The sequence below is a fragment of the Ancylobacter sp. 3268 genome, from assembly GCF_031456575.1.
In the GTDB taxonomy this organism is placed as follows: Bacteria; Pseudomonadota; Alphaproteobacteria; order Rhizobiales; family Xanthobacteraceae; genus Ancylobacter.
The window spans coordinates 172,919-198,444 of sequence record NZ_JAVDUX010000002.1; the positions used below are offsets into that span (position 1 = coordinate 172,919).

The window sequence follows — 25,526 nt, forward strand, 5'->3', positions numbered from 1 at the left end:
TCAGCCCGCCCATGCCAGGTAGCTTTGCCGACGGGTCGGGCTCATCGCCAGTATCTCGCGCTCGGACCAGCCATAGGCCCGCGCCAGCAGCGCCACCTCGCCGATGAGGCGCCTGGCATGATGGCCGATCTCGTCCCAGAGAAAGGCGGGCACATCGAGGGCCAGCGACCATCCACAACCGCAAGCCGGGCAGGCGACGTCGAAGCTGACATCGGTCAGCGGATCGAGCGCAATGAGGACGTCGGAGGCGGCGGCCCGCGCCACAGCCGGCAATGCCGTCACGGGAATGGGACGGTCGTCTTCGCCGGTCGCGGTGACGCAGGCGGCGAACAGCAGGGCCTCGGCGGTGGCGGCATCCGGACAGCGTTCCGCCGCCGCCTGGTCTCGGCTGTCGGGCGGACGCACCGTCAGATGATAGCCCTCGACCCGTATTGCCCGCGGCTCGACAGCCTCATCGGGCGCTCCCCCGGCCAGCAGCGCGTCGACATCGACAGGAAACTCCAGTGCCGCGGCGCAGGCCGGGCAATCGGCAAAGGCGTTGAGCCGTTCGCCGAGCGTGGCCGCCCGGATCGCCAGCAGGGCGCGATCGCGCGCGCCCAGCGGCAGCCGCTCCAGAGCCTCCGGCGCGGCGGCCGGCGCCGCGGCGGCCAGCACCAGCAGCGCGCGTGCCCCGGAAGGCAGGCCGTGGCCAGCCTCCCAGATCCGCAGCACGTCGGCGCCGGAGAGGCCGCGCCACATCACTCGGGCTCCGTGAAGCTGGGCTCGCTCGGCTCGGCCACCTCGTAGTCGCGCTCCCACCCCTCATTCTCGAGCTTGATCGACTGGATCGCGACGGCGTTGGCATTGGCGTCGAGATCCGGAAGGGCCTGATATTCCGATACCCAGCAGCGGAAAACCTTGTAGGCGAGCGCCAGTTGACCGGCCTCGTTATAGACCTCGACGATGATGTCCTTGCGGAAATCCTTGAGCGATACCTCCGCCCCGAGGCCGGAAGCGAAGTTCCACACCTTGGAGGCCCATTTCTCGAACTCCGCGTCGTGGGTGACGCCGCGCTCCAGCGAGATCGCGTCGTATTTGGTGCGGCCGGGGGATTTGCGGCCGGTGGACGGGTCGCCGCCCTCGCGGTGCTCGACGACTTCGGTGGAGCGCTTCAGCGCCCCCACCTTGCTGATGCCGGCGACGTAGCGCCCGTCCCATTTCACCCGGAACTTGAAGTTCTTGTAGGGGTCGAAGCGTTGCGCATTGATGCTGAACTGAGCCATCGCCGTCCCCTCAGACCTGGATCTGTCCAGCCATCTGCTGGAGTTTGATGATGACGAACTCGGCCGGCTTCAGCGGGGCAAAGCCGACGACAATATTGACGATGCCGAGATCGATGTGGTTCTGCGTCGTGGTCTCGGAATCGCACTTGACGAAATAGGCCTCGCGCGGGGAGCGCCCCTGGAAGGCGCCCTGGCGGAACAGGTTGTTCATGAACCCACCGAGATTGAGCCGGATCTGCGCCCAGAGCGGCTCGTCATTCGGCTCGAACACCACCCATTGGGTGCCGCGGTAGAGGCTTTCCTCGAGAAACAGCGCCAGACGACGCACCGGCACATATTTCCATTCGGACGCCAGCTGATCGCTGCCGCGCAGGGTACGCGCGCCCCACACCACCGGTCCGAAACCCGGCCGGTTGCGCAGGCCGTTCAGGCCGAGCGGGTTGAGCACGCCGTTTTCGGCGTCGGTCAGCAGGTAATCCAGCCCCATCACGCCGCGCAGCATCGCGTCGGTTCCCGCCGGCGCCTTCCACACCCCGCGCTCACTGTCGGTATGCGCATAGAGGCCGGCCACGGCGCCGCTATTGGCGAATGATTTGAGCCGGTTGCCGTCGAGCGGATCGGCCTGCTGGATTCGGGGGAAGTACACCGCGATGTTGGGATCGCGCAGGAAGCCGTGGCCGTTCAGCCAGGTCCGCGCCTCGTCGAGGGTGTCGACGCTGCGGGGAAGGTCGGCAATGAAGAAGGCCCGTCGCTCCTTCGCGTAATCGAGCGCCGCCGCCAGCAGGCCGTCGTCGGATTGGTCGGGCACGCAGAGGATGTTGAAGAGGTCGACCTCTTCAAGCGCGTAAAGGCCGGTCTTGGCGCTGCGGCTTCCCGCAAGCTGGGTCGGGCTGGCCGGGGTCCCGTCATCGCCGGGGACGGCATCGACCTGGCCCTGCCCTGCCGGGCCGACGCCGAGGCCATAGCGGGCGACGTTCTCCGCCGCGGCGGCGAGCCCGAGCGTGGCGCCGGCGGTGTTGCCGCCATTATTGGTGACGTTCAGCCGTACCGCCGGATTGCCGCCGCCGGGCAGGATGCGCAGCCGTCCATCGATCAGGCTGACCCGCGCCTGGTTCAATTCGGCCTTGGGCGAGGCCGACAGCGCGGCCTGAATGGCGGAAACCAGCGCTTGCGGCGTGGCCGGCCGGCCCCCGGCGCCCCACAGATCCAGCGTATGCGGCCCATCATTGGCGAGGCCACCGGCCAGCAGGGTGACGTTCATCGAGGCCGGCTGCGGCAGGGTCGACAGGTCGAGCGCGGCGATGCTGGTGCCCACCGTCCCGGTCTGCGCCGGCCGGATGACCGCGGCGGCATCCACCTCCCGCCCGCCATTCAGCGTGCCGAGCTTGAGGATTTCCGTCGCGCTGCGCTGTCCCGCGCGTGAGAACCGCACCGAGGAGCGCTGCCCCTGGCCGTCGGGCGTGCCGGAGGCGGCGACGATGTTGGTCGCCCCGCTGGTGCAGTTGAAGTTGGCGAAGGCGCCGACCGTCGGCCGGATCAGCCGCACCCGCTCCTGGATCCGGTCGGCAAGGTTGTCCAGCAATTCGGCGAGATCGTCGCCGACCAGACCGCCACCCGCGTCGAACAGGTCGAACTCATACGGCCCGTCGCCATCGAGACTGATGGCGATGCGGCGATGGGCGTCGTCGAGGCGGTCGAGGTCGGCCTGGGCGAGGGTGCCGCTGGTGCTGGTGCCGTTGCCGTTCGCTACCCCCGACACGGCGGCGGCGGCGGCAGGCCGCGTCACCTTGATGAGTTCCGAGGCGGCATTGATGGTGGCGACCGCATAGGCCGGGGAGAACTCGTTCATGGAAAGGTTGCGGTGAACCTCCACCCGCGCCGGCACCGGCCCCGCGCCCTGGTCGACGAACTCGACCACCTGCAGATTGAACAGGCTGGCCGGATTGACGGTGTCGTAATCGACGTCGATCCTGAGGCCGTTGCCCCATAGCCCCTCGGATCGGGCGGCTATGCTGAGAACGACGATGCCACCGGCACCGACGTCGTTCCTCAGGCTTATCGCCGCGCCGGCGGCCGCGTTGGCGACGCGGACGATCCAGGCCTGGCCGCCGCCGTTGCGGAAGAAGTTCTGCACGGCATAGCTGAGCGGCGCGTCGACATCGAGCCCGCCGAATGCCCGCTCGAAATCGCCGAAATTGAAGATCTGCACCGCCTTGTTGACGGGACCGCGGGTGGTATAGCCGACAAAGGCGGTCACGGAGGTGGCGACGCCGACGATGGTGCGGACACCGCTCGGCACCTCCTCGATATAGACCCCCGGATAGCTGACGGTAACCGGCATGGCGACGGCTCCTGGCTCTGGGACCGCGGCCCAGCCCGGTCACCCGCAGCGAAGATCAGACAGGCAGACGAAACCTGTACTTCCCGGGCCGGAGGGGCCGGCAAGCATCGACGGCGATTTAACCTCGGAGAAAGAAATGGCGCAGATCGAGTTCCCCCACTCTTCGTCACTGGACGTGATCGTGATTATTGGTCCGACCAACCAATAGGACGCGCAGATCGGCAGAACACGCGGGCGTGCCCCGCCAATAGCGAAGCAACGCATCGAGAGATGCGAGCAAGACGGGATGCCCGCACCCACGCCCGAGTCGCCGACGGCACCAGAACTTGCACAGCCATCGCCTCGACGGCTGGTCTCAGGTCGTCAGCAAAAACACCACAGCAACGAAGCCACCGGGCTGTCGCTCAGGTCTTGGTCAGGACGTAACCCGGGAAAGCGAAGACCATCGCCCGCCCCCCTTCGGCTAATGGTCGCCATCTTGGAACCCGCACGAGTCCTTTGATGTGGAAACACCAATCAGCATGTAGATGCAGCCAGGTACCGACGCAAATATCAATTATTGCTGCCGCGAGGGATAATGCACGGCCAGTGATCTTGCCGCAAGCGCCTTTTCCAGTCAGTAATCCTGACACATATTGATGAGGTCATATCCCATTTATTTGAACTTGAAACGAACACGTTGAAGACGATCCGACCAGGAGCCTTTCTCGCCCGGCCTCAGCCTCAGCGTATTTGCCGGCAAAGTGCCGGCCGGCACGAGCCGATCCGCTGGCGGCGAGCCGCGTAGGCCGGCGATCGTGCGGCCGATCTAGCGATGCCGAAGCATCGCTTCGAGTTCGACCCTTGCGGTGGCCGAAGACGTCGCCGCGTTCTGCCCATAGAGCCGCTCGTCGAGCTCGGCGGTTTCCCGCCCGCTCACCGGCAGGCCGAGAGCGCGCCGACGACACAGATAGGCCTCGGCGGCGCGGCGAATATCGAGCAGGGTGCCGGTTCTGACGGCGCGCGCCAGAGCGCGGCGGGTCGGATCGATGGGCGCCAGCCTTCGGATCGTCCGCAGCATGTCGACCCGCCGCGCGGGCGAAAGGCCGACAAGCGCGAAGGCCAGGCCGGCCATCAGGCCCATCCCGGCGGCGAGCCACGCCAGGCCGGCCTGGGTGGCGGGCAGGCGCTCGGTGCCGCTGCGATTATTGCCGAAGCTCGCATAGCCAAAGGGAATCGCCGCCAGTTCCGCCGTCCGCATCTGCCGGGCAGCTGTATCGAACCAGGGAATGGCGACGGCCGGCAGCACGCCGGGCTCGCCGGTCTTGGGGCGCAGGTGCCACTCCCAGCTCACGGTCGTCACCGGACCGTCCGGCGTCGGCTGCATCTCGCGCTGTTCCGGCGCGGCGAAACTGATCAGCCAGGGCTCGCGCAGCAGCGGGCGCGCCGGCAGAAGATGTGGCAGCGTCCCCATGGCCCTGAGCGTGACCCGCCGAACCAGTGTCTCGCCGTCGCGCAGCTCGCCCGGCTTTGCCGACAATTCATCCTCGATCGTGAGGCCGCGGGCGGAAAGCGGCGCTCCGGCATCCGGAAACGGCGCGATCGGCAGGGTAAGGGCTGGCGCGGTCACCACCAGCGGTTCGCGAAGGTTGTCGGCACCGACGACGGTGAGATGATGCGCCACCGGCCCGATGACGAGTTCCCCGGCATGGCGGGGGAACAAGGCGAGGCGGCGCTCGAACACCCGGACGGTACGCCCATCGACCTGTTCGTCACGCCACTGGTCGCGCGACAGCTGCATCCAGTCATAGGCTTCCGAATTGGGAAAGCTCAGCTTCTCCAGCGTGATCTGCCGCGTATACTCGCCCCTGACCGTGACCGGGATCATCTCGCCCACCACCGGTCGCCCATCCGGCACGACGAGGCGCAGATTTTCGGCGCGCGCGACGCCGGTCATCAGGAGCAGCGCGAGGACGAAACGCATCACCATCGGTCGCTCCCCTCCGGCCTGAGCAGGCCGGCCCCCGCCCGGCGTTCGTATTCCTTTTGCAGGCGCAGGCGCAGGAACTCTCCCGGATCGTCGGTGAGGGTGTCGAGCCAGGCATCCGAAGCGGCGAAGCCTCGCGCCTCGATGGGCCGCTTCCATGCCGGGTCCGGCGTGCTGGCCGCCGCCTGACCGGTTGCGGCGCCCGACGGTTGCAGGCCGCCATGGCCGGGCAGCCGTCCCGGCATGATGTTTTCGCCGCGGGTCTTGGCGACCAGCGAATCGATCAGGTCCCGCAGCCGCGTGGCTTCGGCATCCGCGGGATTGGCGAACAGCACGGCGTCGAGATAGGCGACCGCCAAAGCGTGCTGGCCGGTTGCCGCCAGCGTGAGGGCGCGGTTGAAGGTCTGGCTGCGCCCGGCCTCGGCAAAGGCGGCGTCCGCGTCGGCATAGGCGCCGTCCCGATAGAGCGCGAGGCCTCTGGCCGCCGGGTCGTCGAGCAGCACCGCAGCCCCGGGAACCCCGGCCCGGAAGGCGAGGCGCCCCAAGGCAGCCGGACCCGCGAGAGCGATGCAGCCGAGGCCGACCGCCGCCAGCAGCGCGAGCCGTTTCATGCCCGCCTCCGGAACAGGCCCAGAAGCGGGACGACGGCCAGCGCGGCCACCAACGGGCCGAGATCGTGGAACTCCAGCGCCGCCACCGTCGGATCCCGCACCAGCCCGCCACCGCGCGACAGCCGGCCCAGCACGGGGGCCGGCGCGCGGGCCGGCGCCGCGACATCGCCGAGCCCGGCCAGCGTGGCCGGATCGAGGGACCCACCCGCGCCGCCGGCCAGGGTCAGCACGGAAAGCCCGATGCCGTCGCCCGCGAGACGCGCGGCCTCGGCACGTGTCGCCTCGTCGACGCCGCCGCCATCGGAGATCAGCACCAGTTCGGCAGCGCGGCCGCGTTGCAGCATCTGCCGCGCCAGGGCGACCGCGGCGGCGGGGCGGCTGCCGCCGCCCGGCATGGTATCGGGGCCGAGCACCGCGATCTGGCTCTCCAGGGTGACGGGATCGGCGGTCGGTGCCGCCACCTCATAGGCCTCGCCCGCATAGAGCAGGAGGCCCACCGGCCGGCCGGCCGCCGCGGCCAGCACCTCGGCGGCGGCGGCCTGCGCGTCGGCGAGGGCGGGGCTTTCGGCGACGGAGGGCGACATGTCGATGGCGATCAGGATCGCACCGTCCCCGGCGAGCCGCGGCGCATCGGCACGCGGCACCGCCGGCCCGCAAAGCCCGAGGCTCAGCAGCCCGGCCGCGACCAGCGGCGCGAAACCGCTGCGCCCGCCGCTCCGGCGCAGATGCCCGAGCTGCCGCATGGCGACGAGCATGACGGGCGGCATCACCCGCTCCCACCCGCCGGCATCGCCGCCGCGCCGCCACAGCCACACGGCAAGCAGGGCGAGCGGCGGTATCGCCGCGAGCCACCAGGGGCGCAGCAGTACGAGAGCGCTCATGACCGCCTCCGCATCGCCAGGAGCAGCGTCAGCGCAAGCGCCGCCACGCCCGGCCACATCCACAGCGCCTGCCAATAGCGCAGCGGCGGCCGTTTCATCGGGTTCGGCTCCAGCTGGTCGAGGGTCGCGGCCATGGCGGCGAGATCGTCCATGGTCCGCACCCGGAAGCTGGCACCGCCTCCCACCTCGGCCATGGCGCGCAGGGCGGCGGCATCCACCGCATCGCGCGAGTGCGGCTCGTTCTCCAGATCCTCGGGGCCGAGCGCGATGGTGTGCACCCGGATGCCGTGACGGGCGGCAAGCCGCGCCGCATCGCTTGCCGGCACCTTTCCCGAGGTATCCGCGCCGTCGGAGAGCAGGACGATGACCTTGCTCTTGGCGTCGCTCGACATCAGGCGCCGGGTGGCAAGGCCGAGGCCGTCGGCGATCGCGGTGGAACGGCCCGAAATCCCGATCTGTGCGCCATCGATGGCATGCGCCACCGCTGCCACGTCGAAGGTCGGCGGCTGCGCCACATAGGCCCGGTCGCCGAAGATCACCAGCCCGATCCGGTCGCCCTTCCGCGACGCGACGAAGCGGGAGGCGACGCGCTTCACCGCCTCCAGCCTCGACAAGGGCCGGCCATCGAGCAGGAAGTCCTCGTTGAGCATGCTGCCGGACAGATCGAGCGTCAGCAGGATCTCGCGCCCCGACGAGGTGACGAGATCCGTGGTGGCGGCGAGCCGCGGGCCGGCGAGCGCCAGCACCAGCGCCGTCCAGGCGCCGATCAGCAGGGCCATGTCGAACAGGCGGCCTCGCCCCTGCGCCGCACCGGCGGCAGCGAAGGTGGCGGCATCGACCTGCAGCGACGCGCCCGCCGGCGCGGTCGCGGCGAGGAAGCGGCGGGCCAGCAGCGGCAGCGGCAGTAACAGCAGGGCTAATGGAAAGGCGAAGCTCATCGGCGCACCGGTCGCGCCTTCAGCGCGATGCGCTCGATCGCCTCCTCGCCGAGCGGCGCGGCGGTGCCATAGGCGGTGTCGCGCAGTTCCTGCGGAAGGCGGCCGAGGATGCGCGCGATCGCCAGCGCCCGCTGGGCCGGCGGCATCCCGCGGGTGGAACGGATGCGGGCACGCCGCGAAGGCCGACGGTCGAGAAACGGCATCAGGAGCGATGCCAGCAGCGCGGCCGCCACCAGCCCGATCCCGAACAGCAACACCAGATCGGCGGCATGAATCTGCATCAGCTCGGGTGGCAGGCGTCCATCCGGAAGCGCGGCGACAAGCTCAGCCTGCGTCATGCGCGATCACCTCCAGGCTTACATTCAGGGCCCGCATCCGCAGCGCCATCGGCGCGGGGTCGAAGGGATACAGCCGCGCCAGCCGGCTGAGCGCCCCGGCATGGATCGGCAGCGCCCGTGGCGGCGGATCAGCGTCGATCGGATCCTGCGGCAGCAGCACCCGGACCTGCCGCCGTCGGGCGAGACGTGCCAAATCGGGCTCATCGGCCGGTGCGATGCCTTCCATCCCGGTGGCGATCAGCACCTCGGCACCCGGCGGGCTGAGCCTGGCGGCGCGGACCAGCGCCTCGGAAAGCGACGGCCCCTCGCTGCCGGCTTCCAGCGCCTGATCGTGGCAGCTGGCCAGCATGTGGCTGATCCGGCTCATCTGCGACAGGCCGCTGCCGAGCGGGATGACCGCGACGCCGGCGGCGCTGACGCTGATCGCCGCGATCGACGCCCCGCGCGCGGTGGCCAGCCAGCCCCGGCGGGCCAAGGCCCGCGCGCCGCGCACCGAACGCAGCGCCGCACCGGTTCCCCACAGCATCGGCCAGCGGAAATCGGCGATCAGCAGCACCGTGTCGTCGCGATCCTCGTGAAAGCTGCGAATATGCGGCATCCCGGTGCGGGCGGTGGCGGCGGGGTCGATGCGGCGGGCGTCATCGCCCTCGGCGAAGGCGCGGATCTCCCGCAGGTCCATGCCGGCGCCGGCAGGCTTGGCCGGCAGGGCGCCGGGCCGGCGCGAGGCGGGACGATGCCGGCCCCGCCGCGGGACGCCGTCGCGAAGCGCCAGCAACTCGGCGGCGTCGAGGCGGATGCCCGGCACGTCGAGCCTCGCGCTCACCACGGCTCGACCGCCCGCACGATATCGGCGACCAGGCTGCGGCCGCTGCGGCCCTCGCTGATGGCGGTCCAGTTGGGCACGAGACGGTGGGACAGCGCGTCGGGGGCGAGAGCGATCACATCCTCGGGCAGGGCATAATCCCGCCCCTTCAGCCAGGCCCGGGCCTGCGCGGTGACGGCCAAGGCCAACGTGCCGCGCGGAGAAATGGGATGCTCCACCCATTCGGCCACCGCGCCGCCGGGCCGCGAGGCCATCACCAGCCGCACGATGAAGTCCTTGAGCGCGGGGGCGAGATGCACCCGCGCGACTTCCGCCTTGGCCATGTGCAGATTGTCGGCCGACAGCGCGACGGCCTGCGAGGCCGGCGGATCGATCCGCTCCGCCACGACCAGATCGAGAATGGCGCGCTCGTGCTCCGCCCCCGGCAGACCGAGCGAAAGATGCAGCAGGAAGCGGTCCATCTGCGCCTCCGGCAGCGGGAAAGTACCTTCGTGCTCGATCGGGTTCTGGGTGGCGACGACCATGAAAGGGTCCGGCAGCGCCCGGCTCACCCCCGCCGTGGTCACCTGGCTCTCCGCCATCGCCTCCAGCAGTGCCGACTGCACCTTGGGTGGGGCGCGATTGATCTCGTCCACCAGCACCAGCGCGTGGAAAATCGGGCCGGGGACGAAGTCGAAGCTCCCGGTATCAGGGCGGAACACCTGCGTGCCGGTCAGATCGGCGGGCAACAGGTCCGGGGTGCACTGGATCCGCGCATGGCTGCCCGGAAGATACGCCGCCAGGCGCTTGACGGCGCGGGTCTTGGCGATGCCCGGCGGCCCCTCGATCAGCACGTGGCCGCTGGCGAGCAGGGCGATGAGCAGCCGCTCGACCATCTCCTCGTGCCCGATCAGGCCCGCCGCGACCTCGGCGCCGAGCCGGGCGACCGGATGGCTCATGTCGTTCATGCGCATTGCCTCCCTTTGCCGCGAGGATGCGCGGGGCACCGGCGGGCCGCCAGAGAGGCTTTCCCGGCCGACCCGGGAAGACTTCCCGGGTCAGCGCGGCAGCCGCGCCGTGGCGCGCATGCCGTCCCCGGCCGGGGCGAGCGAGAAGCTGCCGCCCAGCGCATCGACCCGCTCGCGGATGCCGAGCAGCCCGTAGCCGTCGCCGATCGGGCCATCATGCCGGGCGGAACCGTCATCGGTGGCGGTCAGGGTGATCGCGTCGGCGACCTCGATCCTGAGCGAGACGGTCTTGGGCGCGCCGTGCCGGATCGCATTGGTCAGGCATTCCTGGGCGATGCGGTACAGGCTGAGCGCCAGCTCGTCCGGCACCGCCTCGATCTCGCCGGTGAGTTCCAGCCCGAAGCGGACCGCCGGCACCCGGCTGCGCCAGTCCGCCACCAGCCGCTCCAGCGCCGGGCGCAGCCCGAGATCGTCGAGATCGGGCGGGCGCAGCCGGGAGAGTTCGGCGCGCAGGCTCTCCATCATCTGGCCGGTGATCTCGGCGATGCGGGTGCCGTCCTCGGCGGTGGTTTCGCCCGATTGCGCGATCGCGGCGGCGAGGGCGCGGGTGGCGGTGAGACACTGGCCGAACTCGTCGTGCAGTTCGCGGGCGAGGGCTCGACGCTCGCTTTCCTGCACGGTGAACAGGCGCCTGGTGAGCTCGGTGCGCATCGCCTGCGCCTCCTGCAGCGTCGCGGCGGTCTGGTTCAGCGCCGTGCTCAGCCGGTCGAACTCCGTCACCCGCAAATTCGGCAGGCGAGCGGCGAAATCGCCGCGCTGCAGGCGCTCGATGCCGCGCAGGATGGCGCGAAACGGCGCCAGAAGCCGCACCACCAGCAGTCCGGTCAGGATGGCCCCGCCGATCGCCATGCCGACCGCGACACGCATCAGGTCGCCGGTGCGGGCCCAGGCGCGGGTGACGATGACGCCGGGATCGGCCATCGCGGTGACGCGGGCGTCGGAGATGTAGCGCATCCGCACCGGCACGGCGACCGGATCGGGCACCAGCCCGGTTCGCCCGGCCAGCCACCCGAACCATGCCGGCGGCGCTCCCTCGGCCGCGAGATACGGACCGCAGCGCCGATGCGTCGGCTGGTCGCGCGCGCCGAATTCGACGCAGATGCCCGGCGCGATCAGCGTCCAGGCCGGAAATTGCTGCCAGTCGCGGAAGACCGGCGTCGGCGCCACGCCGCCAAAGGCGAGGCCGATGAAGTCCGGGCGCGCGGCAATGGCGTCGGCGACGCGCCGGGCGGTCGTCTGCACATCCTGGCGGGCGGCGTTCGCGGTGTCCCACAGCACCCAGCCGGCGGCGACCACCACGGTCAGGAGACCGGCGGCCAGCACCCGCAGGACCAGCTGCGGCAACAGCCCGCGCATCATGTCGCCGGCACGAAGCCGGCGCGCTGCGCCTTGAGCACCAGATCGGCATCGCCGGACGCCCCGAGCTTGGCCCGGATCTGCGACAGGTTGTTCTGCACGGTCTTGGACGACAGGCCGAGGCTGTGGGCGATGGAACGCCCGTTCATGCCGCGCACCAGCAGCAGCAATATGTCCCGCTCGCGCGGGGTCAGGCCGACGAAGTCGTCGTTCTCGATCGAGGTGCGGGCGAATTCCTGCGCCATGTCGGCCGAGAGCACCCGCCGGCCGGACACCACCGTAGTTATGGCGCGGATCAGTTCGTCCGGGGGACTGCTTTTCGACACGAAGCCCCGCGCCCCCGCCTCCATCGCCTTGCGCGCGAAAAAGGCCCCCTGATGCATCGACACGACGATGATGCGGGTCTGCGGATCGCGCGCCAGCATGGCGTCGACCGCGGCGAAGCCGCCGCCGCCCGGCATGGAAAGGTCCATCAGCACGATATCCGGGCGGTGCTCGGCAAAGGCGGCCAGCGCCGTCTCCCCGTCCCCGGCCTCGGCCACCACCGAAAAGCCGGGCTGGCGCCCGAGCAGCCGGCGATAGCCCTCGCGCACGATGGGATGATCGTCGACCAGGAGAATGCGGATCAGGTCCATGGCCGGAGGATATCGCTTGCCGGCGCCGGCACAATGGGCGCGCCCGAGCGCCTTGGGGTCATTCCGCGTCCGACCGGCTCGGCCCTGTTAGCCCGCCGGCACCTGTGCCGGACGGCGGTGCTGCCAGAGCAGGCCGACCAGCAGCGCATTGCCAAGCGCCAGGATCGCCACCGCTCCCAGCGCCTCGGAGGAGCCGCCATGTTCGATCAGGAACGCGCTGACAAACGGGGCGGCGGCCTGTGCGACCAGCGATGGCCGCGCCAGCCGCCCCATCAGCGCCGCGTAGCGTTCGGGCCCGAACAGCGCCAGCGGCAGCGTGCCGCGCGCGATCGAAAACACCCCGTTGCCGGCTCCATAGAGAAGAAGCCCGATCGCGGCGATCGCCACGCCGCTCCACAGCAGCAGCAGGCCGAGGGCGATCAGGCCGCAGGCCGCGCCCAGCGACCACAGGGGATGGTGCCGGCCGCGCCCGGCCATCTCGACCAGCCGGCCGCCAACCTGCGCGGGACCGACAAGCGCGCCGAACAGCACCGCATCCGCCAGCGAAAGCCCCTGGGCCTGGAGCAGCGTGAGCAGATGCACCGAGAGCGTCGCGGTGATGGCTCCCGCGAGGATCATCACCGCGGCAAGCAGCACGAAGGCGCGGCGTTCCGCGCCGAACAGGGGTCCGGTTCCCGCCACCCCCTCGGACGAACGGGCGGGCGGCGGAGCAACTCGCGGGATCGCCCGCAGCAGAAGCGGCAGCGAAAAGCCGATCTGGATGGCGGCATAGATGAAGCAGGTGTTCCGCCATCCCACCGATCCGACGAGAGAGGCGGAGAGCGGCCAGCACACCGTGCTGGCAAATCCGCCCCACAGGGTGAGTACCGTGATCGCCGGGCGGGCCGAGCTTCCGAACAGCCGGCCGAGGGTGGCGAACGCCGCGTCATAGAGCCCGGCGCCCATCCCCAACCCCAGCACCAGCCATCCCCCCACATAGACCGGGAGCGCCTGCGACAGGCCGAGCGTGACCTGGCCGGCGGCAATCAGCACCGTCGACAGCGCCAGCACGCCGCGCCCGCCATGCCGGCCGATGGCGCGCCCCACCCATGGCGACACCAGCCCGGCGGTCAGCAGGCCGATCGAGAGACCGCCCACCACCCACGCCAGCGCCCAGCCGGTTTCCGCGGCCACCGGACCGGCCAGCACCGCCGACAGATAATAGGACGATCCCCAGGCCATGATCTGGGTGATGCCGAGCGCGCTGACGATGGCGAGGCGGCTCATCTCACGCCGCCGTGCCGCAACAGCTCTTCACCGCCGGCTTGGGCGTGCAGCAACTGGCCGGCGCCTCCCGATCGACGGTGCACACCCCGGTCTCCGGCAGCACGAGGCGCACGTCGTCGGCCGCCGCCCGGTCGCCGGCGAGCGCCGCGGCGATCGAACGCACCTGCTCATAGCCGGTCATCATGAGAAAGGTGGGCGCCCGCCCATAGCTCTTGATGCCGGCGATGTAGAACCCCGGCTCGGGATGGCCCAGTTCGCGATGCCCGTGCGGCGGCACCGAGCCGCAGGAATGCAGATTGGGATCGATCATCGGGCCAAGCGCCCTTGCGCTCTCGAGCCAGGGATCGAGCTCCACCCGCAATTCGCGCGCCAGCGACAGATCCGGGCGTTGACCGGTCGCCGCCACGATGCGGTCGACCGGGCCGAGCCGCCCCTGCGCCTCGCTCTCAAGCACCAGCCGGCCCTCGATGTCGCGAACCGCCGCCACCGCAAAGCCGGTCTCGAGCTGGATTGTTCCCTGCGTCACCAGGGCGTGCAGGCGGGTGCCGAGCGCGCCGCGTGCCGCCAGCTGGTCCGCCGCGCCGCCGCCATACACCCGTGACAGGTCGGTGCCGCGCATGGCCCAGATCGTCGAGGTGCCGGGCGCCTCCTCCGCCAGCCGGGCGAGGTCGAGCAGCACATTGGCGGCGGAATGCCCGGCCCCGACCACCGCCGTGGTCTTGCCGGCATAGAAACCGCGGTCGCGGCCGAGCACATCGGGAATGCCATAGGCGATGCGGCCGACCGCCTCCTCCTCCCCTTCCGCCGCAAGGCCGTCGGCGCCCAGCGGATTGGGCGTCGCCCATGTGCCCGAGCTGTCGATGACGGCGGAAGCCAGCACCCGGCGCTGCCGGCCGGCACCATCGGCGATACGCAGGGAAAACGGCCAGGTGTCCCGTCCGCGGCTGGTCACCTTGTCGGTGCCGCGGCGGCTGATCGCCACGACGCGGGCGTCGGTTTCGAGCACGTCACGGATCTCCGGCGTGGCCGCCAGCGGCTCGAGATAACGGCTCACCAGCTCGTGGCCGGTCGGATGGAATTCCGGCTCCGGCCCCCGCCAGCCGGCGCGCTCCAACATTTCGCGGGCAGCCGCGTCGATGGCGTAGGCCCATGGCGTGAACAGCTGGACATGCCCCCAATCGCGTATATGGGCGGCGACGTTCTCCCCCGCCTCGAAAATCCGCACCGGCAGGCCACGCCGAACGAGATGGGCCGCCGCGGCCAGCCCGACCGGACCGGCACCGATGACGGCCACGGGATGGTTGAGGGAGGGCATGGGCGGATCCTTTCGTATTTCCGGAATAACCGAATAAGATAGCAAAAAATTAAGCCGCCGCCTCGCCGCGCGTGGTGCAGCCGGCATCGGCGCAGCACTCGTCGACAAGGAAGCCGACCAGGCCGCGCATCGCCGGATAATGGGCGCGGCAGATCAGGGTGGTGACTTGGCGCTCCTGCGTCACCAGCCCGGTGGTGACGAGACGGCGCAGATGATGCGACAGGGTGGAAGCCGGCAGCCCGAGCCGCTCCTGCAGGCGGCCGACCGGCAGGCCGGCATCGCCGGCACGCACCAGGATGCGGTACAGCGCCAGACGCGTCGGGTTGCCGAGGGCTTCCAGCTGGCCGGCAGCTTCTTCGAGTTTCATGGAAATAGATTGCTCGACGCCGCCGCCGCTGTCAAGGCACTGCGCCAAGCCGTGTCCCGGCCAGCGTCACGGCCGACGCGGCGCCACCGTACGGGTGGAAGCACCGTTTTCGTACCACCCCTTCGAGCGGTTCACGATCCAGACGACAGTGAGCATCACCGGCACCTCGATCAGCACCCCGACCACCGTCGCCAGCGCCGCTCCCGACTGGAAGCCGAACAGGCTGATGGCGGCGGCGACCGCCAGCTCGAAGAAGTTGGAGGCGCCGATCAGCGCCGAGGGACCCGCCACGCAATGCCGCTCGCCGGCAAGCCGGTTGAGCACATAGGCGAGGCCGGCATTGAAGTAGACTTGGATGAGGATCGGCACCGCCAGCAGGGCGATCACCAGCGGCTGCCGCAGGATCTGCTCTCCCTGGAAACCGAACAGCAGCACGAGCGTGGCGAGCAGCGCCAGCAGGGAGAGCGGCTGCAGGCGCGCCAGCAGACGCTGCACGGCCGCCGGGCCGCCGCGCGCCAGCAGGCGCCGCCGCAGCAGTTGCGCGGCAATGACCGGTACCAGAATGTAGAGCACCACCGAGAGCACCAGCGTGTCCCACGGCACGATGATGGCCGAGAGCCCCAGCAGCAGGCCGACCAGCGGCGCGAAGGCGAACACCATGATGGTGTCGTTGAGCGCCACCTGGCTCAGCGTGAAATGCGGTTCGCCCCGTGTCAGGTTCGACCAGACGAACACCATCGCCGTGCAGGGCGCGGCGGCGAGAATGATCAGGCCGGCAATGTAGCTGTCGATCTGATCCGCCGGCAGATAGGGCCGGAACAGGGTGCCGATGAACAGCCAGCCGAGCGCCGCCATCGAGAACGGCTTCACCGCCCAGTTGATGAACAGGGTGACGCCGATGCCGCGCCAATGCTCGCGCACCTGGCCGAGCGCGGCGAAGTCGATCTTCACCAGCATCGGAATGATCATCAGCCAGATCAGCGCCGCCACCGGAAGGTTGACCCGGGCGACCTCCGCCGCGCCGATCGCCTGGAACACGCCCGGCAGCAGGTGGCCGAGGGCGATGCCGGCGAGGATGCACAGCGCGACCCACACCGTCAGGTAACGTTCAAATCGCGACATGGCCCCTCACGCTCCCTCGACGCGGCGGCCCCGCGCGTCGGTGACGCGCTTGCCATCCTCCTTCGTGAACGCGCCGCGCTGCGGCGGCAGCAGATCGAGCACCGCCTCGGAAGGCCGGCAGAGCTTCACCCCCAGCGGGCTGACCACGATCGGCCGGTTGATGAGGAGGGGATGCGCCAGCATGGCGTCGAGCAGTTGCGCATCGGTCAGCTGCGGGTCGTCGAGGCCCAACTCGGCATAGGGAGTGCCCTTCTCGCGCAGCACCGCCCGCACCGGCACGCCCATGCGGGCAATCAGCTGCGCCAGCAGCTCCCGCGTCGGCGGGGTTTTCAAGTACTCGACCACATGCGGCTCGACGCCGGCATTGCGGATCATGGCCAGGGCGTTGCGCGAGGTGCCGCAGGCCGGGTTGTGATAGATCACGATGTCCATGTCCGCCTCACGCCGCGCTCGGCCGGGGCGATGTCGCCCCCTCGCCGCGGCCGATCTCCCGCAGCCGGGCGCCGAGCGCGATGGCGTCGAGACTGCCGATCGGCAGCGCCGCGAACACCGAAATCCGGCTCTTGAGGTAGCGAAACGCCGCGTTGAACGCCGCTTCCTGCTGCAGTTCGGAGCCCCGGACCGCGGCCGGGTCCTCGATGCCCCAATGCGCGGTCATCGGCTGGCCCGGCCACACCGGGCAGGCTTCGCCGGCCGCGTTGTCGCAGACCGTGAACACGAAATCCATCACCGGCGCGTCGGCGCCGGCGAACTCCCCCCAGCTCTTGGAGCGGAAGCCGTCGGCCGGATAGCCGAAGCGCCCGAGCACCCGCAGCGCCAGGGGATGGACCGCGCCCTTGGGCTGGCTGCCGGCGGAGAAGGCGCGAAACCGCCCGGCTCCGTCCTTGGCGAGGATGCTTTCGGCCAGGATCGAGCGCGCCGAATTGCCGGTGCAGAGGAAAAGCACGTTGTAGCAGCGGTCAGTCATCGGAGCGGCCCTCGGGAGCGCAGCAGGGAGAAAGGTCGGCGATCAGCGGCGCGCACAGTTCGGCACGGCCGCCGCAGCAATCCTTGAGCAGGAACAGCACCACCGCGCGCAGGCGGTCGAGATCGGCGCGATAGATGATGACGCGGCTGTGCCGCTCGCCCCGCACCAGGCCGGCCCGCGTCAGCACCGCGAGATGCGACGACATGGTGTTGTGCGGAACCTCCATCCGCCGCGCCAATTCGCCGGAGGCCACGCCGTCCGGTTCACGGCTCACCAGCAGCTTGAAGGTGTCCATGCGCGTCGGCTGCGCCAGGGCGGCAAGGGCGTCGATAGCTTGAGCATTGTCCATATCCCCACATTTCCAGAATTATCGACACATGGCAAGCCGCTTCCCTTCGTTCCGCCCATGGGAGCCGGTGCCATTCCGGCCGGTCGCCGCAGATGCCGCAGGAGTGAAGCGCCTCGCGGGACGGACGGCCGCCTTCGCGGCCGCTCGCCGCACCTCCGGCATGCCTGCGCACTTGCGCTGCGGCGCAGCGTGCTTTAGCAAGCGCGCCCTTCCGCTTTTCGCATCATCTGAGGAGGTGTCATGACCGCCTGCGGCCTCGACTTCGGCACCTCGAACACCACGCTCGGCCTGCACGGCGCCGGCGAACCGCGATTGGCCGCGCTGGAAGGCGCGGCCGACACCCTGCCGAGCGCCATCTTCTTTCCACGCCAGGGCGAGCCCCTGGTGGGGCGGGCGGCGATGGCCGCCTATGTGGAGGGTCAGCAGGGGCGGCTGATGCGCTCGCTGAAATCGGTGCTCGGCACCTCGCTGATCGACGAGACCACGCCGGTGGGGCGCCAGCGGCTCGGCTTCAAGGCGGTGATCGGCACGTTCCTCGCCGAGGTGAAGGCGCGCGGCGAGGCGGCAGCCGGCAGCGAGTTGCGCCAGGTGGTGCTCGGCCGGCCGGTGCATTTCGTCGATGGCGACGCGGCCGGCGACGCCCGGGCGCAGGTGGTGCTCGGCAGCATCGCCCGCGACATCGGCTTTGCCGAGCTGTCGTTCCAGTTCGAGCCGATCGCCGCGAGCCTCGACTATGAGCGTCGGGTGATCGGCGAGGAACTGGCGCTGATCGCCGATATCGGCGGCGGCACCTCGGATTTCTCCATCGTGCGCATCGCCCGCAGTCATGCCGGCCGCGCCGATCGGGCATCGGACATCCTGGCGAATGAGGGCGTGCGCGTCGGCGGCACCGATTTCGACCGCCAGCTGTCCCTGGCCATGGTGATGCCGGCGCTCGGCCATGGCAGCCCGCTGAAGCGCAAGGGCCTGTCGATGCCGGTGGGCATCTATCAGGACCTCGCCACCTGGTCCTCGATCAACCGCCTTTATGACGGCCGGACCGCCCGCACCATCCGCGAGCTGGAGCGCGAGGCGGCGCGCCCGGATCTGGTGGCGCGCCTGGCGCGGGCGGTGGAGGACGAGCGCGGCCATGGCCTCGCCCTTGATGTGGAGGCCGCGAAAATCCGCGTCGCCGAGGCGGGCGAAACCGTGCTCGATCTGGCGGTGCTGGAAGCCGGGCTGTCGGTGGGCATCGCCCACGCCGATCTGGTGCGGCACACCGGGCTGCTGGCGGAGCGCATCGCCGGGCGAATCGCCTCCTGCCTCGCCACGGCCGGTCTCGCCGCCGGCGACATCGATGCGCTGTTCCTCACTGGCGGCTCGACACGGCTGTCGCATGTGCGCGCGGCGATCGGCGCCTGCGTGCCGACCGCGCGGGTGATCGAGGGCGACACGTTCGGCTCGGTCGGCACCGGTCTCGCCATCGAGGCCGGCCGGCGCTACGGCTGAGGTTCCGGGGCCCGGCCGCGGGCGGCAACGGCGGCAGCGCCTCCGCCGGGCGTGGCCTTTGCCGGCGCAGCTGACTATGGTCGCCCCTCCGCAGCGAATCCGTGACCCGCATGACAGCCGACAACACTTCCCTCGCCGCCCGCATCGCCAGTGAGATCGGCGCCCGCCCGCAGCAGGCGGCCGCGGCCATCGCCCTGCTCGACGAGGGGGCGACCGTCCCCTTCATTGCGCGCTACCGCAAGGAGGTCACCGGCGGTCTCGACGACACCCAGCTGCGCCGGCTCGACGAGCGGCTCGTCTATCTGCGCGAGCTGGAATCCCGCCGCGCCGCCATCACCGACTCCATCCGCCAGCAGGACAAGCTCACCCCGGAGCTGGAGGCCGCCCTCGCCGGCGCCGCCACCAAGGCGGAGCTGGAGGATATCTACCTCCCCTACAAGCCCAAGCGCCGCAACCGCGCCGACATCGCCCGCGAGCGCGGCCTCGGCCCGCTGGCCGACGCCATCCTCGCCGACCGCGCCGCGGGGCCGGCCGAGCTGGCAAGGGCCTATGTCGGCGGCGAGGTTGCGGATGTGAAGGCGGCGCTCGAAGGCGCCCGCGACATCGTCTCGGAAGCCTTCGCGCAGAATGCCGAGATCGTCGGCCGCCTGCGCACCTATCTGAAGGGCAAGGCCGACCTGCGCGCGCGCGTGGTCGAGGGCAAGCAGGAAGCTGGCGCCAAGTTCTCCGACTATTTCGACCATGTCGAACGCTGGGCGAATGTGCCCAGCCACCGGGCGCTCGCCATGCTGCGCGGGCGCAACGAGGAGGTGCTGGCGCTCGACATCGAGGTCGATGCCGAGGATCCCCGTCCGGTGAAGCCGGTGGTGGCGATGATCGCGGAAGGCTACGGCATCGGCGACCGGCTGCCCGGCGACCGGCTGCCTGGCGACGCCTGGCTGATGGAGGTCGCCGGCTGGACCTGGCGGGTGAAGCTGTCGCTGCATCTCTCGCTCGACCTGATGACCGAGCTGCGCGCCAGGGCGGAGGCGGAGGCGATCAATGTCTTCGCCCGCAACCTGAAGGATCTGCTGCTCACCGCCCCGGCGGGCACGCGCACCACCATGGGGCTCGATCCCGGCATCCGCACCGGCGTCAAGGTGGCGGTGGTCGATGCCACCGGCAAGCTCACCGCCACCACCACCGTCTACCCCTTCCCGCCGAAGAACGACGTCCGCGGCACGCAGGCGGAACTGGCGGCGTTGATCCGCAAGCATGGCGTCGAGCTGATCGCCATCGGCAACGGCACCGGCAGCCGCGAGACCGAGAAGCTGGTCGCCGATATGCTGGCCGGCATGCCGGCGCCCGAGAAGGGACCGAAGCCGATCAAGGTCGTGGTCTCGGAAGCCGGCGCCTCGGTCTATTCCGCGTCGGAACTGGCGGCGGCCGAATTCCCCGGCCTCGACGTGTCGCTGCGCGGCGCCGTCTCCATCGCCCGGCGGCTGCAGGACCCGCTCGCCGAGCTGGTCAAGATCGAACCGAAGTCGATCGGCGTCGGCCAGTACCAGCATGATGTCGACCAGTACCATCTCGCCCGCGCGCTCGACGCGGTGGTGGAGGACGCGGTGAACGCGGTCGGCGTCGACCTCAATACCGCTTCCGCCTCGCTGTTGGCGCGGGTGTCCGGCCTCGGCACCTCGCTCGCCGAGGCGATCGTCGCCCATCGCGACGCGCATGGCGCCTTCGCCTCGCGGCGGCAATTGCTCGATGTCGCGCGCCTCGGGCCCCGCACATTCGAGCAATGCGCGGGCTTCCTGCGCATCCGCGACGGCAAGGAGCCGCTCGACGCTTCCGCGGTGCATCCGGAGGCCTATGGCGTCGCCCGCAAGATCGTCGCCGCCTGCGGCCGCGACCTGCGCAGCCTGATGGGCGACAGTTCAGCCTTGTCCGCGCTCGATCCCCGCGCGTTCGTCGACGAGCGCTTCGGCCTGCCGACGGTGCGCGACATCATCGCCGAGCTCGACAAGCCCGGTCGCGACCCGCGCCCTGCCTTCCGCACCGCCACCTTCGCCGACGGCATCGACGAGATGAAGGACCTGAAGCCCGGCATGGAGCTGGAAGGCACGGTGACCAACGTCGCCGCCTTCGGCGCCTTCGTGGACATTGGCGTGCATCAGGACGGGCTGGTGCACGTCTCCCAGCTCGCCGACCGCTTCGTGAAGGACGCGCACGAGGTGGTGAAGGTCGGCGACGTGGTGAAGGTGCGGGTGCTGGAGATCGACCTCAAGCGCAAGCGCATCGCGCTGTCGATGCGCAAGGACAGCGCCGCGGCGGGCAAGGGAACGGACAGGGGAGCGGACAAGGTCCCGCCGGCGCGCGGCCCGCGCGATCATCAGGCCAATCGTGACAAGGGCGGCCCCAATCGCGTGGCCCCGGCGAAGCCGCCGCGTCCGGAACCTACCGGCGCGCTCGGCGCCGCGCTCATGGACGCGCTGAAGCGAAAGTGAGGCGCGGCAGGGCGGCTGTCGCGGCCGCCCGAAGCCCACCGGGTGTCACGCTCCCAGACCCTGTGGTTGATATCGAATGACGGGCGGACAGCGGCAGGGGCGGGTCTACAGTTCCGCGACCGCGGTCCACCTCTCCGTCGAAGCCGGACGTCCCCGGCTTCGACCTTGCCAGACCCCATCTCGGCAACAGCCAAGTTAGGACGGGGGAGAGCGAAGAAGCCGGCCTAACGAGGCTGACCCGACCAGCGGCACCTGGCTCCCCTGCCCCCGTCGACGACGGAGACGGAAAGCCAATGTGCGTCCTCTGCTCCCTCTCCCCGTCGGGGAGAGGGTCGGGGTGAGGGGTCTTCGACGGTGAGGGGTCTTCGACGGCAAGAGATCTTCGACGGCAAGATCTTCGACGGTAACGGACTTCCGGCGGGGAGCGGGCAGCGTCAGCGCCCCCCGCCTCCCTTCACACCTTGTATTCGTACAGCAACCTCGCCCGGATCGTGCCTTCCAGCGCGCGGATGTCGGCGAGCACCGCCTGGCTGTCGACCCCCGAGGCGTCGGCATCGAGCACCACATAGCCGACATCGGCGCTGGTCTCGTAATATTGCGCGGCGATGTTGACGTGATGGCGCGCCAGCACCTCGTTGAGCCGCCCCAGCATGCCCGGCAGGTTGCGCTGCACCTGGATGAAACGCGTGCCGAGCGGGCGCGCCGGCAGCTGGACCTGCGGGAAGTTGACTGCCCCCATGGTGGAGCCGCTGTCGCTGTAATCGACCAGCTTGCGCGCCACCTCGGAGCCGATGCGCTCCTGCGCTTCCTCGGTGGAGCCGCCGACATGCGGCGTCAGGATCACATTGTCGAGCCCCTGCAGCGGCGAGACGAAGCGCTCATTGTTGGAGCCCGGCTCGGTCGGGAACACGTCGACCGCCGCGCCGCGCAGCTTGCCGGCGCGCAGCGCGTCGGCAAGCGCGCCGATATCGACCACGGTGCCGCGGCTGTTGTTGATGAGATAGGCGCCGGTCTTCATCGCCGCGATCTCGTCGCGGCCGATCATGCCGTTGGTCGCCGGCGTCTCCGGCACGTGCAGGCTGACGATGTCGCTCTGGGAGAGCAGCTCGTGCAGTGTGCCGACCGGCTCGGTGTTGCCGTGGCGCAGCTTGTCGGTGTGGTCGTAATAGATCACCCGCATGCCCATCGCCTCGGCGAGGTTGGAGAGCTGCGTGCCGATATTGCCGTAGCCGACGATGCCCAGCGTCTTGCCGCGCACCTCCAGGCTGTTGTTGGCCGATTTGTCCCAGCGGCCCTCATGGGCGGCGCGCGAACGCTCCGGAATCCGCCGCAGCAGCATGACGATCTCGCCGATCACCAGCTCGGCGACGCTGCGGGTGTTGGAGAACGGTGCGTTGAACACCGGGATGCCGTGGATGCGGGTGGCGTCGAGATCGACCTGGTTGGTGCCGACGCTGAAGCAGCCGATGGCGATCAGCCGGTCGGCCGCCATCAGGCTGTCGGCGGTGATCTGGGTGCGCGAGCGGATGCCGAGCACGTGCACGCCCCTGAGCGCCTCCTTCAGCGCCTCGCCGTCGAGCGCCTTGGTCAGGCGGGTGACGTTGGAGTAGCCGGCGGCCTTGAAGATCTGCACGGCGCTGTCGTTCACGCCTTCGAGCAGCAGCACCCGGATCTTGTCCTTGGACAGCGACAGATGCGGCGATTGGGATGGATGATCGTGCACGATCTCGGTCCTTCGGCAAGGAATGGCAGCAAGGAATGGTGGCAACGATTGGCAGGAGGAGGAAAGCCGCGCCAGCTCCGGCTATGCGCCGCGGCTCCTCCACCCGGGGAGCGGGCGATCCGCGGGCGGGCGGGAACTTACCGCTTTTGCCGCCGCCGTCTAGGCTCGCAAGGGCGCGGGCAGCCCTGCGCTGCCGGCAGGCCTTGCGCCGGGCGGCGTCATCTTGCGCGTCCGGCCTTCCCGGCCGCCGCAAATCGCGCTAGCAGCGCTGATGTGGAGGCGACAGACCCGATGACATTCGAGACGGCGGCGACCCCCGAGGCGGCGATAGACCGGCTGGAGAGGCTCTACAGCGCGGCGCGCGAGGCGCTGCGGCACGATCTCCAACGCTATTTCGAGACCGGTCGGGCGCCGGATGCCGAGGAGCGCGACCGCTATCGCTACCCGCTGCTGCGCGTCACCTACGCGCCGGGGCGGGCCTCGACCGCGCGGGTCCAGCGCGGCTACGCCAAATTCGCCGTGCCCGGAATCCACCAGACCACGGTGACCCAGCCGGCGGAGTTCCGCGCCTATCTGCTCGACCAGCTGACGCCGCTGGTGGAGGAATTCGGCGCCACCCTCGAGACCGGCGTCAGCCAGCAGGAAATTCCCTACCCCTACGCGCTGGAGGGCGGCGACGAGCTCGGGCGCGGCAAGGTGACCGCCTCCGAGCTGGCGCGGTATTTTCCCACCCCGCTGCTGTCGCTGGTCGGCGACGAGATCGCCGACGGCACCTTCGACCTCATAGAGGGCGAGCCGCGCCCGCTGGCGCTGTTCGACGCCGTGCGCACTGACTATTCGCTGCGCCGTCTCGTCCACTACACCGGCACCGACTGGCGCGCCTTCCAGCCCTGGATCCTGCTGACCAATTATCACCGCTATGTCGACCAGTTCGTGCGCCTCGGCCTCGCCGAGATCGAGGCCGGCACCGCCGAGGCGCTGATCACGCCGGGCGGGGTGCGGATCGACCGCGAGAGCTTCGACGTCGCCGCGGTTGAGCGGGTGATGTCGGCGCCGTGGCACCGCTTCCAGATGCCCGCCTATCACCTCGTGCGGCCGGGCGGCGCCGGGGTGACGCTGGTCAATATCGGCGTCGGTCCCTCCAACGCCAAGACCATCACCGACCATCTGGCGGTGCTGCGGCCGCATTGCTGGCTGATGGTGGGCCATTGCGGCGGGCTCCGGCAGACGCAGATCATCGGCGACTATGTGCTGGCGCATGCCTATCTGCGCCAGGACGGCATCCTCGACGAGCTGGTGCCGCCGGACATCCCGATCCCGGCGCTGGCCGAGGTCCAGGTGGCGCTGCAACAGGCGGCGGCCGACGTCACCGGCGAGCAGGGCGACCAGCTGAAGCGGCGCCTGCGCACCGGCACCGTCGTCACCCAGGACGACCGCAACTGGGAGCTGCGCTGGGCCAAGGAGCGCCGGCGCATCAACCTGTCGCGCGCCATCGCGGTCGATATGGAATCCGGCACCGTCGCCGCGCAGGGCTACCGGCTGCGCGTGCCCTACGGCACGCTGCTCTGCGTCTCCGACAAGCCGCTGCATGGCGAGATCAAGCTCCCCGGCGCCGCCAACGCCTTCTATGAGCGCGCGGTCAGCGAACATCTGAAGATCGGGCTCGCGGCGCTGGACAAGCTCCGGCAGGCGGGCGCCAGCATCCATTCGCGCAAGCTGCGCTCCTTCGACGAACCCGCCTTCCGCTGATCCGCGGAGGACGCGCGCCGGTTCACTCCGGCTCCGGCACCTTGACGACCACGGTGTCGTCGGGACCGACCGGCCGCCCGTCCTGCGCCCGGATATCGAGCCGGACCGGCTGGCCGTCGGCGCGGTCGACCAGCCGCGAGCGGGGTTCCTGCGGCGCGAAGAGATGGCGTTCGCCGAACTGCCGCAACGCCACCATCACCGGGAACAGGTCCCGGCCCCTCGCGGTCAGGCGGTATTGAAGCCGCGCGCCGCCCTCCGCCACCGGCTCGGCGGCGAGGATGCCGTGCTCGACCAGCGTCCGCAGCCGCTCGGCGAGGATGTTGCGGGCGATGCCGAGGCTCTTCTGAAACTCGCTGAACCGCGTCATGCCGTCAAAGGCGTCGCGCACGATCATCAGCGACCACCAGTCGCCGATCACGTCCAGCGCGCGGGCGCTGGGGCAGGGATCCCCCTTCAGGCTCTTCCGCGCCACCATCTTCTCAACTCCGCCATCCGTCCCTCCACGGAATTTAGTTGCATGATTAAATCATATTGGC

24 protein-coding genes are annotated in these 25,526 nt (G+C 70.2%); 3 read left to right on the top strand and 21 right to left on the bottom strand.

Going from position 1 to position 25,526, the window contains the following annotated elements; translation table 11 throughout:
* The 19 genes from J2X65_RS03055 to J2X65_RS03145 form a co-directional block, all read right to left on the bottom strand.
* Positions 1-738, bottom strand: coding sequence for a hypothetical protein (locus tag J2X65_RS03055; protein WP_310197813.1), 738 nt, complete (start codon positions 736-738; stop codon positions 1-3).
* Complete coding sequence (locus J2X65_RS03060; RefSeq protein WP_310197815.1) at positions 738-1,262, bottom strand: phage tail protein; 525 nt, start codon at positions 1,260-1,262, stop codon at positions 738-740. Before J2X65_RS03060 ends, J2X65_RS03055 begins: the two co-directional genes overlap by 1 nt.
* A gap of 10 nt (positions 1,263-1,272) precedes the next feature.
* A complete protein-coding gene (locus J2X65_RS03065) occupies positions 1,273-3,603 on the bottom strand; it encodes a phage tail sheath subtilisin-like domain-containing protein (RefSeq protein ID WP_310197818.1) in 2,331 nt (776 codons plus the stop codon).
* Positions 3,604-4,411: 808 nt separating this feature from the next.
* Entirely contained in the window at positions 4,412-5,572 is a 1,161-nt protein-coding gene (locus tag J2X65_RS03070) for a hypothetical protein (RefSeq protein WP_310197821.1), read from the bottom strand.
* A complete protein-coding gene (locus J2X65_RS03075) occupies positions 5,566-6,180 on the bottom strand; it encodes a hypothetical protein (protein WP_310197823.1) in 615 nt (204 codons plus the stop codon). The genes J2X65_RS03070 and J2X65_RS03075 overlap by 7 nt, the downstream gene beginning before the upstream one ends.
* The gene (locus J2X65_RS03080; protein ID WP_310197825.1) at positions 6,177-7,061 is read right to left on the bottom strand and encodes a VWA domain-containing protein; all 885 of its coding nucleotides are present in this window, start codon (positions 7,059-7,061) and stop codon (positions 6,177-6,179) included. Before J2X65_RS03080 ends, J2X65_RS03075 begins: the two co-directional genes overlap by 4 nt.
* A complete protein-coding gene (locus J2X65_RS03085) occupies positions 7,058-7,999 on the bottom strand; it encodes a VWA domain-containing protein (protein WP_310197828.1) in 942 nt (313 codons plus the stop codon). The genes J2X65_RS03080 and J2X65_RS03085 overlap by 4 nt, the downstream gene beginning before the upstream one ends.
* Positions 7,996-8,337 (bottom strand): hypothetical protein, encoded by a 342-nt coding sequence (locus J2X65_RS03090; protein WP_310197831.1) that lies wholly within the window; start codon positions 8,335-8,337, stop codon positions 7,996-7,998. Before J2X65_RS03090 ends, J2X65_RS03085 begins: the two co-directional genes overlap by 4 nt.
* Positions 8,324-9,160 carry a DUF58 domain-containing protein gene (locus J2X65_RS03095; protein WP_310197834.1) on the bottom strand — a complete coding sequence of 279 codons (837 nt, stop codon included), beginning with the start codon at positions 9,158-9,160 and terminating at the stop codon, positions 8,324-8,326. Before J2X65_RS03095 ends, J2X65_RS03090 begins: the two co-directional genes overlap by 14 nt.
* Complete coding sequence (locus J2X65_RS03100) at positions 9,157-10,107, bottom strand: MoxR family ATPase (RefSeq protein WP_310197837.1); 951 nt, start codon at positions 10,105-10,107, stop codon at positions 9,157-9,159. Before J2X65_RS03100 ends, J2X65_RS03095 begins: the two co-directional genes overlap by 4 nt.
* A 90-nt stretch (positions 10,108-10,197) precedes the next feature.
* Positions 10,198-11,526 (bottom strand): histidine kinase, encoded by a 1,329-nt coding sequence (locus tag J2X65_RS03105; RefSeq protein ID WP_310197841.1) that lies wholly within the window; start codon positions 11,524-11,526, stop codon positions 10,198-10,200.
* Positions 11,523-12,158, bottom strand: a complete 636-nt coding sequence (locus tag J2X65_RS03110) for a response regulator transcription factor (protein WP_310197844.1) — start codon at positions 12,156-12,158, stop codon at positions 11,523-11,525. The genes J2X65_RS03105 and J2X65_RS03110 overlap by 4 nt, the downstream gene beginning before the upstream one ends.
* A gap of 87 nt (positions 12,159-12,245) precedes the next feature.
* Positions 12,246-13,424 carry an MFS transporter gene (locus J2X65_RS03115; RefSeq protein WP_310197847.1) on the bottom strand — a complete coding sequence of 393 codons (1,179 nt, stop codon included), beginning with the start codon at positions 13,422-13,424 and terminating at the stop codon, positions 12,246-12,248.
* A gap of 1 nt (position 13,425) precedes the next feature.
* Positions 13,426-14,739 carry an FAD-dependent oxidoreductase gene (locus J2X65_RS03120; RefSeq protein WP_310197850.1) on the bottom strand — a complete coding sequence of 438 codons (1,314 nt, stop codon included), beginning with the start codon at positions 14,737-14,739 and terminating at the stop codon, positions 13,426-13,428.
* A 49-nt stretch (positions 14,740-14,788) separates the two neighbouring features.
* The gene (locus J2X65_RS03125; protein WP_310197853.1) at positions 14,789-15,106 is read right to left on the bottom strand and encodes a metalloregulator ArsR/SmtB family transcription factor; all 318 of its coding nucleotides are present in this window, start codon (positions 15,104-15,106) and stop codon (positions 14,789-14,791) included.
* A 66-nt stretch (positions 15,107-15,172) separates the two neighbouring features.
* On the bottom strand, positions 15,173-16,228 hold the full coding sequence (gene arsB / locus J2X65_RS03130; RefSeq protein WP_310197857.1) for an ACR3 family arsenite efflux transporter: 1,056 nt from the start codon (positions 16,226-16,228) through the stop codon (positions 15,173-15,175).
* A 6-nt stretch (positions 16,229-16,234) separates the two neighbouring features.
* Positions 16,235-16,660 carry an arsenate reductase (glutaredoxin) gene (gene arsC / locus J2X65_RS03135; RefSeq protein ID WP_310197860.1) on the bottom strand — a complete coding sequence of 142 codons (426 nt, stop codon included), beginning with the start codon at positions 16,658-16,660 and terminating at the stop codon, positions 16,235-16,237.
* Positions 16,661-16,667: 7 nt separating this feature from the next.
* A complete protein-coding gene (locus J2X65_RS03140) occupies positions 16,668-17,195 on the bottom strand; it encodes an arsenate reductase ArsC (RefSeq protein WP_310197863.1) in 528 nt (175 codons plus the stop codon).
* Positions 17,188-17,544 carry a helix-turn-helix domain-containing protein gene (locus J2X65_RS03145; protein ID WP_310197865.1) on the bottom strand — a complete coding sequence of 119 codons (357 nt, stop codon included), beginning with the start codon at positions 17,542-17,544 and terminating at the stop codon, positions 17,188-17,190. The genes J2X65_RS03140 and J2X65_RS03145 overlap by 8 nt, the downstream gene beginning before the upstream one ends.
* Positions 17,545-17,784: 240 nt before the next feature.
* Here J2X65_RS03145 and J2X65_RS03150 point away from each other — a divergent pair, with 240 nt between their 5' ends.
* Both J2X65_RS03150 and J2X65_RS03155 read left to right on the top strand, forming a co-directional pair.
* Positions 17,785-19,032: an Hsp70 family protein gene (locus J2X65_RS03150; RefSeq protein ID WP_310197868.1), complete on the top strand. Its 1,248-nt coding sequence runs from the start codon at positions 17,785-17,787 to the stop codon at positions 19,030-19,032.
* 110 nt (positions 19,033-19,142) lie between these two features.
* The gene (locus J2X65_RS03155; protein WP_310197871.1) at positions 19,143-21,518 is read left to right on the top strand and encodes a Tex family protein; all 2,376 of its coding nucleotides are present in this window, start codon (positions 19,143-19,145) and stop codon (positions 21,516-21,518) included.
* A 454-nt stretch (positions 21,519-21,972) separates the two neighbouring features.
* On the opposite strand, the gene serA is transcribed toward J2X65_RS03155, so the two are convergent.
* Positions 21,973-23,241 carry a phosphoglycerate dehydrogenase gene (gene serA / locus J2X65_RS03160; RefSeq protein ID WP_310197874.1) on the bottom strand — a complete coding sequence of 423 codons (1,269 nt, stop codon included), beginning with the start codon at positions 23,239-23,241 and terminating at the stop codon, positions 21,973-21,975.
* 291 nt (positions 23,242-23,532) lie between these two features.
* On the opposite strand from serA, the gene J2X65_RS03165 reads away from it, so the two are divergent.
* Positions 23,533-24,990: an AMP nucleosidase gene (locus tag J2X65_RS03165; protein WP_310197878.1), complete on the top strand. Its 1,458-nt coding sequence runs from the start codon at positions 23,533-23,535 to the stop codon at positions 24,988-24,990.
* Positions 24,991-25,012: 22 nt separating this feature from the next.
* On the opposite strand, the gene J2X65_RS03170 is transcribed toward J2X65_RS03165, so the two are convergent.
* Entirely contained in the window at positions 25,013-25,465 is a 453-nt protein-coding gene (locus J2X65_RS03170) for a helix-turn-helix domain-containing protein (RefSeq protein WP_310197881.1), read from the bottom strand.
* Between the last annotated feature and the right edge of the window lie 61 nt (positions 25,466-25,526).

Bases quoted from the DNA above. Each gene is read 5' to 3' on its own strand.
- J2X65_RS03055 (WP_310197813.1), bottom strand. From the start codon at position 738: ATGTGGCGCGGCCTCTCCGGCGCCGACGTGCTGCGGATCTGGGAGGCT.
- J2X65_RS03060 (WP_310197815.1), bottom strand. From the start codon at position 1,262: ATGGCTCAGTTCAGCATCAATGCGCAACGCTTCGACCCCTACAAGAAC.
- J2X65_RS03065 (WP_310197818.1), bottom strand. From the start codon at position 3,603: ATGCCGGTTACCGTCAGCTATCCGGGGGTCTATATCGAGGAGGTGCCG.
- J2X65_RS03070 (WP_310197821.1), bottom strand. From the start codon at position 5,572: ATGGTGATGCGTTTCGTCCTCGCGCTGCTCCTGATGACCGGCGTCGCG.
- J2X65_RS03075 (WP_310197823.1), bottom strand. From the start codon at position 6,180: ATGAAACGGCTCGCGCTGCTGGCGGCGGTCGGCCTCGGCTGCATCGCT.
- J2X65_RS03080 (WP_310197825.1), bottom strand. From the start codon at position 7,061: ATGAGCGCTCTCGTACTGCTGCGCCCCTGGTGGCTCGCGGCGATACCG.
- J2X65_RS03085 (WP_310197828.1), bottom strand. From the start codon at position 7,999: ATGAGCTTCGCCTTTCCATTAGCCCTGCTGTTACTGCCGCTGCCGCTG.
- J2X65_RS03090 (WP_310197831.1), bottom strand. From the start codon at position 8,337: ATGACGCAGGCTGAGCTTGTCGCCGCGCTTCCGGATGGACGCCTGCCA.
- J2X65_RS03100 (WP_310197837.1), bottom strand. From the start codon at position 10,107: ATGAACGACATGAGCCATCCGGTCGCCCGGCTCGGCGCCGAGGTCGCG.
- J2X65_RS03105 (WP_310197841.1), bottom strand. From the start codon at position 11,526: ATGATGCGCGGGCTGTTGCCGCAGCTGGTCCTGCGGGTGCTGGCCGCC.
- J2X65_RS03110 (WP_310197844.1), bottom strand. From the start codon at position 12,158: ATGGACCTGATCCGCATTCTCCTGGTCGACGATCATCCCATCGTGCGC.
- J2X65_RS03115 (WP_310197847.1), bottom strand. From the start codon at position 13,424: ATGAGCCGCCTCGCCATCGTCAGCGCGCTCGGCATCACCCAGATCATG.
- J2X65_RS03120 (WP_310197850.1), bottom strand. From the start codon at position 14,739: ATGCCCTCCCTCAACCATCCCGTGGCCGTCATCGGTGCCGGTCCGGTC.
- J2X65_RS03125 (WP_310197853.1), bottom strand. From the start codon at position 15,106: ATGAAACTCGAAGAAGCTGCCGGCCAGCTGGAAGCCCTCGGCAACCCG.
- arsB (WP_310197857.1), bottom strand. From the start codon at position 16,228: ATGTCGCGATTTGAACGTTACCTGACGGTGTGGGTCGCGCTGTGCATC.
- arsC (WP_310197860.1), bottom strand. From the start codon at position 16,660: ATGGACATCGTGATCTATCACAACCCGGCCTGCGGCACCTCGCGCAAC.
- J2X65_RS03140 (WP_310197863.1), bottom strand. From the start codon at position 17,195: ATGACTGACCGCTGCTACAACGTGCTTTTCCTCTGCACCGGCAATTCG.
- J2X65_RS03145 (WP_310197865.1), bottom strand. From the start codon at position 17,544: ATGGACAATGCTCAAGCTATCGACGCCCTTGCCGCCCTGGCGCAGCCG.
- J2X65_RS03150 (WP_310197868.1), top strand. From the start codon at position 17,785: ATGACCGCCTGCGGCCTCGACTTCGGCACCTCGAACACCACGCTCGGC.
- J2X65_RS03155 (WP_310197871.1), top strand. From the start codon at position 19,143: ATGACAGCCGACAACACTTCCCTCGCCGCCCGCATCGCCAGTGAGATC.
- J2X65_RS03165 (WP_310197878.1), top strand. From the start codon at position 23,533: ATGACATTCGAGACGGCGGCGACCCCCGAGGCGGCGATAGACCGGCTG.
- J2X65_RS03170 (WP_310197881.1), bottom strand. From the start codon at position 25,465: ATGGTGGCGCGGAAGAGCCTGAAGGGGGATCCCTGCCCCAGCGCCCGC.